This is a genomic window from Pseudomonas sp. SDO5532_S415, from assembly GCF_054071155.1.
Window position 1 is genome coordinate 1 of sequence record NZ_JBSVWS010000157.1, and the last position, 13,813, is coordinate 13,813.

Here is a 13,813-nt window from a genome sequence, read left to right on the forward strand (position 1 = left end):
GCGGCCCTAAAAAATTGTCCAGCCGCAATGCCTCTTTGGGGCCGCTTCGCAGCCCAGCGGGAGCAAGCTCCCTCGCCACAGGTTCAGTGTTTATCTCGGACCTGGGCGTCAGCCGGCAAACGCCCGGCGCCCCGCACTCATCTCGGTGCGCAACTCGCCGATCAGGTCGGAGATAGCCCGCACGCTGGTCAACTGCTCGGTCGATACGCCGCTGATCAGCAGTTCAACCCGGCCGCTGACGGGGTCGTAAACCTCGATGCGCAGCAAGCCTGCGCTTTCCGTGCATTCGCAGGACAGAGGGGTAAATCCGGACTCCACAATGTTGCACAAGACAGAGATGGGAAGCATGGCCGATCCCTCGGACGGATTGGAACCCAATGAGAATAGCCGCGCTTTGCCATTTCTGCGCCAGAAAAAAGCGTTATCCGGTTCTCATTTCAAACACTTTTTCACTCGGAATTTTTCTTCCAGATCCAGTTCCAGAATCCCGGTAGTTGCACCGGTTGCGAACCATCGCGCACGGTGCGCGCCATCGCCGCCCGTTGCAGCGCGGCGGTGTCGTCGTAAAACGGCTGTTGTGCAACTTTCACTCCCGTCGCCCGGGCACTGTCGAGCAGGATCTGCAGGTACTCGCGGGTATGCCGGGCGGTGTAGCGGTTGAGGTCGTGGAAGGTCACCACCACCGGAATCACCCCATCGACCACGGGCAGTTCACCCAGGGCAATGCGCTCGCGCACTTCGGACATCGAGCGCAAGAAGTGAGCCCGCCGCCGGGGGCTGGCGTTGAAGCCCCAGATCTTGCCGTCGTTGGCGCTCAGGTCCGTCAACAGCACATGCAGGCCATGTTGCTGATACGCGGAGAAGGTGCGTTTGTCGTAGTTCCAGAATGGCGGGCGCAGCAGGGTCGGTGGCACACCGGTGATCGCGGCAATGTCGGCGCTGCCGTCGGTGAGTGCCTGTTCGAGTTCCTGTGGGTCGAGGGAACGATGATTGGTGTGCGAAGGCGTCGCGGTGTGGAAGCCGAGAATGTGCCCGGCATCGCGCTCGCGGTGCATGATTGCGCGCCCGATCTCGCTACCGCCGGCCCGCGAGGCACGGGTCTGCACGAAGAACACGGCCTTGATGTCCGCTTGCAGGGGATTGCGCGCCAGACTGTCGAGCACGGTTTCGGTGGGGTTCCAGAAACCCGATGCGCTGGGGCCGTCATCGTAGGTCAGCAGGAAGCGGATCGGCGGTTGGGTTTGCAGACGTTGTTCGGTCTGCGGCGACATTTCGATGGGAGCGGCGATACAGCCCAGCAGACTGACTGCCATGGCACACGCCGATAGAACCTTGAGCCACTGTTTCATGTTTTGCCTTAAGCCAGACCTCTACGAGGCTGTCATCTTACCTGTAGGAGCGAGCTCGCTCGCGATGGTCGTCAACGATTACGCAGACAGCCTGGCACCCCGCGGTGCCCTGTCGTGCATCGCGAGCATGCTCGCTCCTACATTGGTTCCGCTTAGTTCGCCAGTGCCTGCTGGAACGAGCTATCGATGATCGGTGCGGTCGCCAGTGCAGTCGGCAGCGCCTTGACCTTGAACAGGAAGTCCGCGGTGCTCTGCAGATCCTTGGCGGCCTGTGCATCCACCGGGCCGACGGTCATGTGCGCCTGGCGCAACCAGTGGCGCGAGACGTTCTGATCGAGGTTGGCCTTCTTCGCCCACAAATCCGCGTATTCGTCGGTGTTGCTGTCGACCCAGGCCCGGGCCTTTTTCAAGCGCCCGAGAAAATCGGCGATGGCTTCACGCTTGCTGTCGATCGAAGGGGTCGAGGCGGCGATGGCGCTCAGGCCGGGCATCAGGTTCTTGGCGGTGAGAATCGGCCGCGCACCGGAGAACAGGATCTGCTGGGAAATGTACGGTTCCCACACCGGGAACGCGTCGATACTGCCCTGAGGCAACGCAGCGGCGGCATCGATCGGCATCAACTTGATGAAGTCGACATAGTCTTCCGGCAAATCGGCTTGCTCCAGGGCGCGCAAGGTCAGTTGCTGGCTCCAGGCGCCGGGCCAGTAGGCAACTTTCTTGCCCTTGAGATCAGCGATGGTTTTCACCGGCGAATCCTTGGGCACCAGCAAGGCGATGGTGTCCGGGTTCTGCCGCGACACGCCGATCAGCTTGACCGGCGCTTGCTTGGCGGCGAGGAACAGAAAACCCGAGTCACCGAGAAAGCCCAGGTCCAGCGCACCGGTGTTCAGCGCTTCGGCCAACGGCGCGGCGGCCTGGAAGTGCTTCCAATCGACGGTGTAAGGCGCGTCCTTGAGCACACCCGAGGCTTCCACCGACGCACGAATGTTGTAGTAATTCTGGTCACCGACGTGCAGCACGACAGGTTCGGCGGCGTAAGCGATGGGCGTAGCAAACAAGGCGCTGGTCAGCAGACCGCGCACAAATCGGGACAGGTTCATCGGGGGCTCCTTGGGGGTGATTGCCATAGACCATAACGCTCTTACAAATTGAATTTTAAATTCTATTTTTGCATAAGCTAAGCACCCTTCATGGGCTGCTGTTGGCCCAGCAACAGCGCGTCAACACACTGCTTTGTGTCGTACACCCCACTTCCCTGCTGATCGCGGCAAAGCCCTGAAAAGCGTGAGTTCGAAAACATGGCACAGAGCCTGCAATATTCTTTTTATGCAGGATGCAGCCACTCTAACTAATTTTTTGGACATAAGAATCTCGCCGCCTTGCCCGGAGCCGCCCCATGAAGCCCACCTTTCGTTTTTCGACTTTCAGGTACCTGCTCAGCGCCTGCGCCCTGGCCCTGAGCCTGCAACCTTCGGCTCAGGCGGCCGAAGCGCCACCAGCGGAAGTGCATCTGGACTACGCCTACTATTCGCCGGTCAGCCTGGTGCTCAAGCATTTCGGTTTTCTGGAGAAAGCACTGCCACAGACCAGGGTCGGCTGGGTCCTGAGCCAGGGCAGTAACCGTTCGCTGGAGTACCTCAACAGCGGCGGCGTCGACTTTGCTTCGTCCGCCAGCCTCGCGGCGGTACTCAGCCGAGCCAATGGCAGCCCGATCAAATCGGTCTACGTCTACAGCCGCGCCGAATGGACCGCGCTGGTGGTACGCAAGGATTCGCCGTTCAAAACCGTGGCCGACCTCAAGGGCAAGAAAATCGCCGCCACCAAGGGCACTGACCCGTACCTCTTCACCCTGCGCAGCCTGCAGCAGGCCGGTCTGAGCAAGGACGATGTAGAGCTGGTGCACCTGCAGCACCCGGACGGTCGCACCGCACTGGAAAAAGGTGATGTCGACGCCTGGGCGGGGCTCGATCCGCACATGGCTGCCAGCGAGGTCCAGGCCGGATCGCGCCTGCTGTACCGCAACACCGGTTTCAACAGCTATGGCGTGGTCAGCGTTACCGATACCTTTGCCAAGGAACACCCGCAGACCATCGACACTGTCCTGAAAGCCTACGAGCAGGCCCGGGAATGGGCGGTCAAAAATCCTGATGAGTTGGCGAAGCTGCTGGCCACGGAATCCGGCCTGCCGCTGGACGTGGCCAAGCTGCAACTGTCGCGCACTGACCTGAGCAATCCGCAACTGACCACCCGGGATGTGATCGCGTCCAAGGCCGCTGCGCCGATCCTGGTTTCCGAAGAGCTGGTACGGCGTGGGGTGAATGTCGATCAGGTGATCGATCAACTGATCGATACCGGGTTCAAGGAAACCGTGGCCCGCCAGTAAATGCCCGTTAACGGACAGACTGAATCCGCGCCTGCCGCGGATTCGTCGTCGCCGGAGAGTCCAATGTCCAGCAAAAGCAAAACCCTCCCCCCACACCTGGTATTGCCTGCACCGCATCGCCTGAACACCGCCTGGCGCCTGCGCCTCAAGGGCCTGGCGCTGCCGGTGCTGATGCTTCTGGTACTGGAGTTGGTCGTGCGCATCGGCTGGCTGCCGTCCTACCAGATGCCGGCCCCCAGCGAAATCGCCCTCACTCTGCGAGACCTCGCCGAAGGCGCGCTGTGGAAACACATCAGCGCCAGCCTGTTGCGGGTGCTGCTGGGGTTCGCCATCGGCGCCAGCCTGGCCCTGGTGTTCGCCGCCTGGGTCGGTTTGAGCCGTGAAGCCGAAGCCTGGCTGGAACCGACATTCGCCGGCCTGCGTTCGATCCCGAGCCTGGCCTGGGTGCCGCTGCTCTTGCTCTGGCTGGGCATCGACGAAACCTCGAAAGTCGTCCTGATTGCCATCGGCGCCTTCTTTCCGGTGTACCTCAATGGCGTCGCAGCGATCCGCAACATCGACCGCAAACTGGTGGAGGTCGGGCAAATGTACGGTTTCAGCCGCTTTCGCCTGGTGCGACGGATTCTCCTGCCCGCCGCCCTGCCCGGCCTGTTCACCGGGTTGCGCAGCGGCATGAGCCTGGCCTGGATGTTTCTGGTGGCCGCCGAACTGATCGCGGCGACCAAAGGCCTGGGCTATCTGCTCAGTGACGGTCGCGAAACCTCGCGTCCGGACATCGTGCTGGCGGCAATCATCGTGCTGGCGCTGCTGGGCAAACTCAGCGACGGCCTGCTCGCCGGCCTGGAGAAACGCTTCCTGGCCTGGCGCGACACCTTCAACGGCCACCACGCGGGGGATTGAGCCATGACCGAACACCTGCTGGACATCCACGTCGAACGCAAGACCTTCGCCGCGACAACGGTCCTCAACAACATCCACTTGCAGTTGCAGCCCCGGGAAACCGTCAGCCTGCTCGGCCCCAGCGGTTGCGGCAAAAGCACCTTGCTGCGGATCGTCGCCGGACTGGAAAAGGACTTCCAGGGCACCCTGCGCAACCGCGCCGGCGAGGTCGCGTTCGTGTTCCAGGAACCCCGGTTGATGCCTTGGCTGACGGTGGAACAAAACATCGGCTTCAGCGCAGACAACCAGTACGACAAGGCCTGGGTTGCGCAATTGATCGAGGAAGTCGGCCTCGGCGGTTTCGCCAATGCCTTGCCCAAAGCGCTGTCCGGCGGCATGGCACAACGGGTGGCGATCGCTCGCGGCCTCTACTCGCGCCCGCAGGTGCTGCTGCTCGACGAACCGTTCAGCGCGGTGGATGCCTTTACCCGCATGAAGCTGCAAGACCTGCTGCTGCAACTGGCCGAACGCCACGCCATCGCCCTGCTGCTGGTGACCCACGATGTCGATGAAGCGCTGTACCTCAGTGATCGGGTGCTGGTGATGGACAACCGCCCCAGCAGCATCCGTCAGGAACTGGCGGTGACGCTGACGCACCCGCGCGATCGCCGCGACCCGTTGCTGGCCCGGCTCAAGGCCTTGTCGCTGACCGAGTTGCAGCGGGCGCACGTGATTTAAGGGTATTCGCTATTCTGTAGGAGCGAGCATGCTCGCGATGGTCGTCAACGATGGCGATGGAAACCTGACACCCCGCGCAGCACTCAGGTTCATCGCGAGCATGCTCGCTCCTACAATGGAGGATTCGGCCATGTGCGGACGCCTGTCGCAATACCGGGGCATCCACGATTTCGTGGCGGTGCTGAGCATCCCCGACGCGTTGATCAATCACGTCGGCGACCAGCCGTTGGCCCACTACAACGCCCCGCCCACCACGCAACTGGCACTGCTGCATCAGGAGGACGACGGCTTGCATGCCGATTTGCAGCGCTGGAGCTGGCGACCGCACTGGGCGACCGATCGCGCGGCACCGATCAATGCGCGGGTCGAGAAAGTCGCCCACGGTCCGTTCTTCCGGGCGATCTGGCCACACCGCGCGATCTGCCCGATCGACAACTGGTTTGAATGGACCGATGCCGGAGACGGCACACGACAACCCTGGCTGATCCGCCGTCGCGACCGGAAGCCGGTTTTATGTGCGGCAATCGGACAGTTCCCCATCGGCACGGCAGCACCTCGGGACGATGACGGTTTTGTCATCATCACTGCCGACAGCGCAGGAGGGTTGGTGGATATTCATGACCGCCGACCGGTGGTGTTGTCACCCGAGTTGGCGCTGGAATGGCTGGACCCGGCCACGCCCAAGGAGCGGGCCGAGCAAATGGTACTTTTGCAAGGGGAAGACAGTGATGTATTCGAGTGGTACAGGGTCGATAAAGCGCTTAACAATGCCAGAAACCAAGGGGCCGAATTAATTGCAAAGAGCACTTGAACTGTCAGTATCGACAGAACCGCAGGCATAAGTAACAAATCATTGTCAGGCACTGTTACAACGACTGTTTCAACTCATTAACACTTATGAAAGCACATGCGTTTTGTGAATGAACCGCTTGTCCGACAATCCTTTGGTCATACATACATTTTCAATAAGTACGGCTAGCATTCGCGCCGCATTTCCAGTGCCACAGCCAGTTGACCAAAGAGTCAGCAACTCAGGACATCCCGAAAACAACAAGCCTTGCAGAGAACCAAATTGCGCGACGATTTTACAAATAATCAAGTCGTGAGTCTGGCGTGTGTCTATCTCACAAAGACTGAACACTACCAACTCGACTCTTTTATCGGGCAATACATACAAACCCGAAATCTAGGATCAGTCCCCAATATCGACAACCTTCTGAGTTCGACACTTGAAGGCTATCCAGGCAGGCCGCCGGTGATGGTCAACGAGTTGAATGCCTGGATCGACAGGACGCTGGGCTATCGGGCCACTCATCCCGATTTTCTGTCGCTGGAAGACATTTGAACCCCTTTTGAGTACTTGTGGGAGCGAGCCTGCTCGCGAAAGCGTTGGGTCAGACAATTTATTCGTTGACTGACACACTGCCTTCGCGAGCAGGCTCGCTCCCACAAAAAATCTCCCTTGCTCAGGGTTCCAAAAATATCTCAGAATTTGCGGTCAGGCTCCGACAGTTCCGTGCCATCGTCAGGGTGCTTCCAGTCCGGCACCGAACGCTTCTGCTGCTCAATCTCTTCTTCCGTCGGCTCATCCACATCTTCTTCGGGATCCAGACGCTTGGGTTCATTGGCCATGCTCACCTCTCTTCCTGAAGGGATCGTTCATCAACCTTAAGCGTAGAACAATTTCCCACGCCCCGACTTACAGCCACCAACGCAGCAAAAAGAAAAACCCCATGCTCAACAACATGCTGAGCAGGGTATTGCGGGTGTACAGCACCAGGCCGACGGCCACCAGCGAGCTGATCAGGTAGGGGTTATCCCATTGCAGATTCAGCTGTTTCTCGGGCATGAACACGATCGGCCCGCAGATCGCGGTCAACATCCCCGGCACGGCGAAACCGAGAAACTGCCGGGCATTGCTGCTCAGGCGCACCGGCAGCCGCGGCTCCAGAAAGACATAGCGGTTGAGGAACACCAACACGCCCATGCCGATAATCACCGCCCAGACCATCATGTGCGCGCTCCCCGGAATTTGTTGCAGATAAACCCGGCGGTCATCCCCGCCAACCCCGACAGCACCAGCGCCGAGCCCCATTGCCAGTAGCTGAACAGCACCGAGCAGAACAACGACACCGCGACGCAGACCACGGTCGGCACATTGCGTACCACCGGGGTGATCAGGGCGATGAAGGTGGCGGCGATGGAGAAGTCCAGACCCAGGTGCTCAAGCCCCGGAATGCTGCTGCCGAGCACGATCCCGGCCAGGGTGAAGAGGTTCCAGGCGATATAGAACGTCAGGCCCACGCCAAGGGCATACCAGCGGTCGAACTGTTGTTTGTCGTGCTGGCTGGTCAGTGCGAACAATTCATCGGTGAGCAGAAATCCCAGGCCCACCCGCCAGCGTCCCGGCAATGGCGAGATCACCGAACGCATGCTCATCCCGTAGAGCAAATGCTGGGACGTCAGCAACAAAGTGGTCAGCAGGATCGAAAAGATCCCGGCCCCGCCCTTGAGCATGCCGATGGCCACCAGTTGCGCAGCGCCGGCAAACACGATGCTCGACAGGCCCTGGCCTTGCAGGGGCGTCAGATTGGCTTCGATCGCCATGGAACCTGCCAGCAAGCCCCAGGGCGCGGTCGCCAGGGACAGCGGCATGATCGCCGCAGCACCGCGCAGGAACGCCGTGCGCGGCAAGTGTGAATTGGACATAACGCTCTACAACCAGGGAAAAGACCTCAGACTGTGCCAGCAGTCGCGGCCAATGGCTTGAACAATCTTGCGCATCTTGCCACTCATCGGCTGCCCGCTTGCTTCGAGTACCATGGAGCCATTCACCTGACGCCTGCGGGAGTCGACATGCTCTACCGAATCGCCGCCGATGGACTGGTGCTGTTTCACCTTTCGTTCATTCTGTTTGTCGTGTTCGGCGGGCTGCTGGTGCTCAAATGGCGCCGCTTGATGCGGTGGCACCTGCCCGCTGCCGCCTGGGGTGTGGCCGTGGAACTGTTCCACCTGCCCTGCCCGTTGACTCGCTGGGAAAACCTGATGCGACACGCTGCCGGGCAAAGCGGTTACGGCGCCGGTTTCATCGAACACTATGTGTGGCCGGTGATTTATCCGACCGGCCTGACTCCGACTATTCAGCTTTGGCTGGCCGGTGCGGTGCTGGTGATCAACGCAGTGGTCTATCTTCGAGTGTTCAGGGCGCTTTAAAAGATCGCAGTCTGTTGCGACCCGGTTCGGCAAGTCGCCGTCAGTTGGCAATGACGCTCATGTTGCGCCCGCTGGCCTTGGCCACGTACAGCGCCTTGTCGGCGGCACCGATCAAATCCTCGGTGCTGGTTTGTGATGCCGGATCGTAGCCGCACACACCGACGCTCACCGTGATCACGGCTTCCGGGCTTTCACTGTGCGCAAGACCTGCCGTCTGCACCGCGCGGCGGACTTTCTCCGCTACCAGAAACGCTCCCACGTAATCGGTGCCGGGCAGCACCACGGCGAACTCTTCGCCACCAAAACGCGCGGCCAGGTCACCGGGGCGCTTGATGTGCTCGATGATGATGGCCGCGATATTGCGCAAACACTGATCACCGGCCAAATGGCCGTAGTGATCGTTGAACGCCTTGAAATGATCGACATCGATCATCAGCAGTGCCAGACCGGTCAGGTTGCGCCGGGCGCGCCCCGTTTCCGCCTGAATGAACAGATCGAACTGGCGCCGGTTGGCCAATCCGGTGAGTGCATCTTCCAGGGCCAGCAATTCCAGGTTTCGATTGAGTTCGAGGAGCTTGTCCTGGGACCCGAGCAACTCGACCTGGATGCGGTTCTGTTGCTTCATCAACTGCATCAGGCGATAACCGAGTACCCCGAGAAACCCGAGCAACAACGATACGATCACCGCACTGAGCATTGACTCCTTGCGCCAGCCGGCCAGCACTTCGTCCTTGTTCAACGCGACAAAGATAATCAATGGATACCCCTCGACCCGGCGATAACCCACCACTCGCTCGACGCCATCGATGATCGACTTGATCGTCGCCGTGCCCGAACCGGCCTGGGGCAGCAACTGGGTGAACAGCGGGCTCCTGGCCAGGCTGGTGCCGATGTCCGCCTCGCTGAACGGACGACGCACAATGATGGAGGCATTGTCGGCGATCAGGTTGATCACACCGTTACTGCCCATGTCGATACTGTCGTAGAGCTGCAGGAAGTGCGTGAGGTAAATCGTCGCCAGCGCAACGCCGGCGAAACTGCCATCGGGGTGATTGACCCGCCGCGACACCGTCATGATCCATTCGCCGCTGGAACGGCTCTTGATTGACGGACCGATATGCGGACCGCGGTCCGGGTGATCGCGATGGTAGATGAAGTACTCGCGGTCGGAATTGTTGGCGACGCCGACCTCGGCACCATTGGAATTGGCGATCCACTTCCCGGTTTCGTCATATACGAACAAGCCATGGAGCTGGCTCAGCTCACTTCGCTGGGCACTGAGCAAGCGTTGCAGGCGATTGAGCCGGCCTTCTTCAATGCCGTCGTTTTCCAGGCGATCGACCAGGCTGAACAGCAAGGTATCGGCCTGCTTGATCGACGCCTGAGCCTGGGAGGCCAGGGTCTGCGCAAGGTTGGACATCGCCACTTCCTTGTCCTGCAGATGATACTGCCGCGCGCTCCAGACTTCCCAGCTGACAATCAGCGCCATCGACAGGCACACCGCAACCAATAGCGTCACCGCCGCGCGAACCTTGAGCCTGGCAACGCCGGGCCGGTTTTTTTCGATGCGGTCGTAGATTGATGGGTGCCCCATGACGTTCGCTCCTTGAATCGTGTTGACAGACGCCTGCGGTTTACCGCGACGCCTGCTTCACAGCCTCGATCCAGACCGGGTCCAGCCGCGTCTGTTCAGTGTCGATACCCAGCGCTTGCATCCGCGCCTTGTGCTGATCCATTTCCCGGATCAATTGCCCATGATCGCTGGAGTTACCGTCCAGCTGGTGCATTTGGTTCAAACCCAGATGATAGAACCGTAGCAGCTTCATTGCGCTCGGATCACCTGCATCAACCGCCGCCGTGAGGTGATGCATGACGTTGGTGACGCTCATCAGACTGCGCTTGAGCTGCCAGCTGTAGACCGCCGGCGCCATCCATGCCTGAGTCCAGAACACCTTGCGCATCAGCGCTGCCATCACCAGTACGGCGGCAAACACGCCGCCGATGTTGAAGCGCAGATTGTCCCCGCCAGGCGTACCGAACAACGCCACCGCCGTGGTGGACAGCACCATTGCCAGTGCCAGGAAAATCAGCGCGATGATCAGCGTGCTGCGTCGCGTCTGTTGCCGATAGGTTTCGGCGTTCATCGGCTGGATTTCGAACATTACGTCGGTTTTCCTTCAATCACGGACAAAAAGAGTGCAGGCATTATCGCCTCTGCGAGGGATTTAGCTATGCTGGGGCTCCTTTTCATCTTTTCATCGTCAAACGGGGGACGTGGCGAGACCGCGCAGTTCGTGCCATCTTCTTTCATGGATACACACTATTCGGATGCCATTCGTTATTTCTGTGGGAATGACATCGTTTTAAGGATCATTGAATGACCCAACGACAAGTAATCAACGCTTCGGTCAGCCCGAAAGGCAGCCTGGAAACACTCTCCCAACGGGAAGTCCAGCAACTGAGCGAAGCCGGATCCGGCAGCACCTACGACATCTTCCGCCAATGCGCCCTGGCCATCCTCAATACCGGCGCCCACGTCGATAACGCCAAGACCATCCTCGAAGCCTACAAGGACTTCGAAATCCGCATCCACCAACAAGACCGAGGCGTACGCCTGGAACTGCTGAACGCCCCGGCCGACGCTTTCGTCGACGGCGAAATGATCGCCAGCACCCGTGAAATGCTGTTCAGCGCCCTGCGCGACATCGTCTATACCGAAAACGAACTCGACAGCCAACGCATCGACCTGAGCACCTCCCAGGGCATCAGCGACTACGTGTTCCACCTGCTGCGCAATGCCCGCACCCTGCGTCCCGGCGTCGAGCCGAAGATCGTGGTGTGCTGGGGCGGTCACTCGATCAATACCGAAGAATACAAATACACCAAGAAAGTCGGCCATGAACTGGGCCTGCGCAGCCTGGACGTCTGCACCGGTTGCGGCCCCGGCGTGATGAAAGGCCCGATGAAAGGCGCCACCATCGCCCACGCCAAACAGCGCATCCACGGCGGCCGTTACCTGGGCCTGACCGAACCCGGGATCATCGCTGCCGAGGCGCCGAACCCGATCGTCAACGAACTGGTGATCCTGCCAGACATCGAAAAACGCCTGGAAGCCTTCGTGCGCGTCGGCCACGGTATCATCATCTTCCCGGGGGGCGCCGGTACGGCCGAAGAGTTCCTGTACCTGCTGGGCATCCTGATGCACCCGGGCAACGAAGGCCTGCCCTTCCCGGTCATCCTCACCGGCCCGAAACACGCCGCACCGTACCTGGAACAACTCGACGCCTTCGTCGGCGCCACCCTGGGCGAAGGGGCCAAGAAGCATTACCAGATCATCATCGACGATCCGGCGGAAGTCGCCCGGCAAATGACCCTGGGCCTCAAGGCAGTCAAACAGTTCCGCCGCGAGCGCAACGATGCGTTCCATTTCAACTGGCTGCTGAAAATCGACGAAGGTTTCCAGCGCCCGTTCGACCCGACCCACGAAAACATGGCCAACCTGAAACTGAGCCGCGACCTGCCCGCCCACGAACTGGCCGCCAACCTGCGCCGCGCGTTCTCCGGCATCGTCGCCGGCAACGTCAAGGACAAGGGCATCCGCCTGATCGAAAAACACGGGCCTTACCAGATCCGTGGCGATGCGGCAGTGATGCAGCCGCTGGACCAACTGCTCAAGGCCTTCGTCGCCCAGCACCGGATGAAACTGCCCGGTGGCGCGGCGTATGTGCCGTGTTATCGAGTGGTTGCCTGATTGCTTTTCTGTAGGAGCGAGCTCGCTCGCGATGGACGTGAACGATAACGCGTGTTTCCTGATTAAACGCGTCGCCTTCAAACCCATCGCGAGCAAGCTCGCTCCTACACAGGGTGCACAACAACGAATACAAGGGATCGACCGATGGACCACGTCAACCACATCCTGATCGTCGACGACGATCGCGAAATTCGCGAACTGGTCGGCAATTACCTGAAGAAAAACGGCCTGCGCACCACGGTGGTTGCCGACGGCCGGCAAATGCGCAGCTTTCTGGAAGCCAATCAGGTAGACCTGATCGTGCTCGACATCATGTTGCCCGGCGACGACGGTCTGGTGCTGTGCCGCGAGTTGCGTTCAGGCAAACACAAAGCCACGCCGATCCTGATGCTCACCGCGCGCAACGACGAAACCGACCGCATCCTGGGCCTGGAAATGGGCGCCGACGACTATCTGACCAAGCCCTTCGCCGCCCGTGAACTGCTGGCGCGGATCAACGCCGTGCTGCGCCGCACCCGCATGCTGCCGCCCAACCTGTTGGTCACCGAAAGCGGCCGCATGCTGGCCTTCGGCCGCTGGCGCCTGGACACCACCGCTCGCCACCTGCTCGATGAAGACGACACGCTGGTTGCCCTCAGTGGCGCCGAATACCGACTGCTGCGGGTGTTCCTCGATCACCCGCAACGGGTATTGAGCCGCGACCAGTTACTCAACCTGACCCAGGGCCGCGACGCCGACCTGTTCGATCGCTCCATCGACTTGTTGGTGAGTCGGCTGCGTCAACGGTTGAAGGATGACTCACGGGAGGCGACCTACATCAAGACCGTGCGCAGTGAAGGCTATGTTTTCTCCTACCCGGTGGAAATGCTCGAAGCGTAGAAATGCGCGAAACGCAGGAATCAACATTTTTCCAGGGGTTTGTATCCTTCTGTATATGAACCCCGCCCGGATACGCAAAAACCGATTTCGCGCTGTTCAAGCACACATCAGCGATACACCCCGGCGTTTAACTGTGACCACCAGCTAGCACGAGCTACTGACCACTCACTTATTAAGCGCACGGAGAATCAACCATGTTCAACTTCTCGAAAGTTTCGTCCCTGGCACTCGGCCTGGCACTGGTGGGCGGTCTTGGCCTGTCGAACCTGGCATCGGCCAACACCTCGAGTGTCGCCTCCCAAAGCACCATCAAGGTCTTGGTGGCCGAAGGCGGCTCGGACCGCTTGCAACAAAATCGCGTGGCTGAAGGCGGTGCCGATCGGTTGCAAGAGTTGCGTGAACGGGTCGCTGAAGGTGGTTCCGATCGCCTGATCCAGAATCGTGTTGCCGAGGGTGGCGCCGATCGCTTGCAGGAACTGCGTGAGCGCGGCGCTGTAACCGTCGCGGAAAACCGCGCCGAGTTCGGTTCGAAATACCAGCGCTACTGATCGCGCTCTCAAAAACAATACAGATCAATTGTGGGAGCGAGCCTGCTCGCGAATGCGGTCGACCAGTCGATGA

Annotated in this window: 17 protein-coding genes; 9 read left to right on the forward strand and 8 right to left on the reverse strand. The window is 60.1% G+C overall.

The genetic code is table 11. The features are described from left to right. Nucleotides 1–108: 108 nt before the first annotated feature. The 3 genes from ACW9HW_RS24465 to ACW9HW_RS24475 all read right to left on the reverse strand — a co-directional run bounded on the left by ACW9HW_RS24465 (nt 109) and on the right by ACW9HW_RS24475 (nt 2,449). Nucleotides 109–348, reverse strand: a complete 240-nt coding sequence (locus ACW9HW_RS24465) for a DUF1652 domain-containing protein (protein ID WP_095193602.1) — start codon at nt 346–348, stop codon at nt 109–111. Nucleotides 349–449: 101 nt separating this feature from the next. Next, nucleotides 450–1,349 carry a polysaccharide deacetylase family protein gene (locus tag ACW9HW_RS24470; protein WP_095193601.1) on the reverse strand — a complete coding sequence of 300 codons (900 nt, stop codon included), beginning with the start codon at nt 1,347–1,349 and terminating at the stop codon, nt 450–452. A gap of 152 nt (nt 1,350–1,501) precedes the next feature. Then, the gene (locus ACW9HW_RS24475) at nt 1,502–2,449 is read right to left on the reverse strand and encodes an ABC transporter substrate-binding protein (protein WP_457401981.1); all 948 of its coding nucleotides are present in this window, start codon (nt 2,447–2,449) and stop codon (nt 1,502–1,504) included. 296 nt (nt 2,450–2,745) lie between these two features. Here ACW9HW_RS24475 and ACW9HW_RS24480 point away from each other — a divergent pair, with 296 nt between their 5' ends. From ACW9HW_RS24480 to ACW9HW_RS24500, 5 genes are all read left to right on the forward strand, one after another. After that, nucleotides 2,746–3,732, forward strand: coding sequence for an aliphatic sulfonate ABC transporter substrate-binding protein (locus tag ACW9HW_RS24480; protein ID WP_457401982.1), 987 nt, complete (start codon nt 2,746–2,748; stop codon nt 3,730–3,732). Between the two features lie 63 nt (nt 3,733–3,795). Beyond that, on the forward strand, nt 3,796–4,632 hold the full coding sequence (locus tag ACW9HW_RS24485; protein WP_095193597.1) for an ABC transporter permease: 837 nt from the start codon (nt 3,796–3,798) through the stop codon (nt 4,630–4,632). A 3-nt stretch (nt 4,633–4,635) separates the two neighbouring features. Then, entirely contained in the window at nt 4,636–5,349 is a 714-nt protein-coding gene (locus tag ACW9HW_RS24490; protein WP_095193596.1) for an ABC transporter ATP-binding protein, read from the forward strand. 130 nt (nt 5,350–5,479) lie between these two features. Then, nucleotides 5,480–6,160 (forward strand): SOS response-associated peptidase family protein, encoded by a 681-nt coding sequence (locus tag ACW9HW_RS24495; RefSeq protein WP_095193595.1) that lies wholly within the window; start codon nt 5,480–5,482, stop codon nt 6,158–6,160. A gap of 261 nt (nt 6,161–6,421) precedes the next feature. After that, a complete protein-coding gene (locus ACW9HW_RS24500) occupies nt 6,422–6,694 on the forward strand; it encodes a hypothetical protein (protein WP_095193705.1) in 273 nt (90 codons plus the stop codon). Between the two features lie 140 nt (nt 6,695–6,834). Here the strand turns inward: ACW9HW_RS24500 and ACW9HW_RS24505 are convergent, their stop codons facing one another. The 3 genes from ACW9HW_RS24505 to ACW9HW_RS24515 all read right to left on the reverse strand — a co-directional run bounded on the left by ACW9HW_RS24505 (nt 6,835) and on the right by ACW9HW_RS24515 (nt 8,058). After that, nucleotides 6,835–6,981, reverse strand: coding sequence for a hypothetical protein (locus tag ACW9HW_RS24505; RefSeq protein ID WP_170948650.1), 147 nt, complete (start codon nt 6,979–6,981; stop codon nt 6,835–6,837). A gap of 67 nt (nt 6,982–7,048) precedes the next feature. Beyond that, the gene (locus tag ACW9HW_RS24510; protein WP_162130447.1) at nt 7,049–7,360 is read right to left on the reverse strand and encodes an AzlD domain-containing protein; all 312 of its coding nucleotides are present in this window, start codon (nt 7,358–7,360) and stop codon (nt 7,049–7,051) included. Beyond that, complete coding sequence (locus tag ACW9HW_RS24515) at nt 7,360–8,058, reverse strand: AzlC family ABC transporter permease (RefSeq protein ID WP_457401983.1); 699 nt, start codon at nt 8,056–8,058, stop codon at nt 7,360–7,362. The genes ACW9HW_RS24510 and ACW9HW_RS24515 overlap by 1 nt, the downstream gene beginning before the upstream one ends. A 147-nt stretch (nt 8,059–8,205) precedes the next feature. Between ACW9HW_RS24515 and ACW9HW_RS24520 the strand changes: the two genes are divergently transcribed. After that, the gene (locus ACW9HW_RS24520; RefSeq protein WP_095193593.1) at nt 8,206–8,562 is read left to right on the forward strand and encodes a DUF2784 domain-containing protein; all 357 of its coding nucleotides are present in this window, start codon (nt 8,206–8,208) and stop codon (nt 8,560–8,562) included. 40 nt (nt 8,563–8,602) lie between these two features. Here the strand turns inward: ACW9HW_RS24520 and ACW9HW_RS24525 are convergent, their stop codons facing one another. Together ACW9HW_RS24525 and ACW9HW_RS24530 are read right to left on the reverse strand one after the other, a co-directional pair. After that, on the reverse strand, nt 8,603–10,156 hold the full coding sequence (locus ACW9HW_RS24525; RefSeq protein ID WP_095193592.1) for a sensor domain-containing diguanylate cyclase: 1,554 nt from the start codon (nt 10,154–10,156) through the stop codon (nt 8,603–8,605). Nucleotides 10,157–10,196: 40 nt separating this feature from the next. Further along, entirely contained in the window at nt 10,197–10,724 is a 528-nt protein-coding gene (locus tag ACW9HW_RS24530; protein ID WP_095193591.1) for a DUF3087 family protein, read from the reverse strand. Between the two features lie 215 nt (nt 10,725–10,939). On the opposite strand from ACW9HW_RS24530, the gene ppnN reads away from it, so the two are divergent. The 3 genes from ppnN to ACW9HW_RS24545 all read left to right on the forward strand — a co-directional run bounded on the left by ppnN (nt 10,940) and on the right by ACW9HW_RS24545 (nt 13,740). Beyond that, the gene (gene ppnN, locus ACW9HW_RS24535; RefSeq protein WP_095193590.1) at nt 10,940–12,313 is read left to right on the forward strand and encodes a nucleotide 5'-monophosphate nucleosidase PpnN; all 1,374 of its coding nucleotides are present in this window, start codon (nt 10,940–10,942) and stop codon (nt 12,311–12,313) included. Nucleotides 12,314–12,457: 144 nt separating this feature from the next. Beyond that, nucleotides 12,458–13,192: a response regulator gene (locus tag ACW9HW_RS24540; RefSeq protein WP_095193589.1), complete on the forward strand. Its 735-nt coding sequence runs from the start codon at nt 12,458–12,460 to the stop codon at nt 13,190–13,192. A gap of 194 nt (nt 13,193–13,386) precedes the next feature. Further along, the gene (locus ACW9HW_RS24545; RefSeq protein WP_457401984.1) at nt 13,387–13,740 is read left to right on the forward strand and encodes a hypothetical protein; all 354 of its coding nucleotides are present in this window, start codon (nt 13,387–13,389) and stop codon (nt 13,738–13,740) included. Nucleotides 13,741–13,813 lie beyond the last annotated feature (73 nt).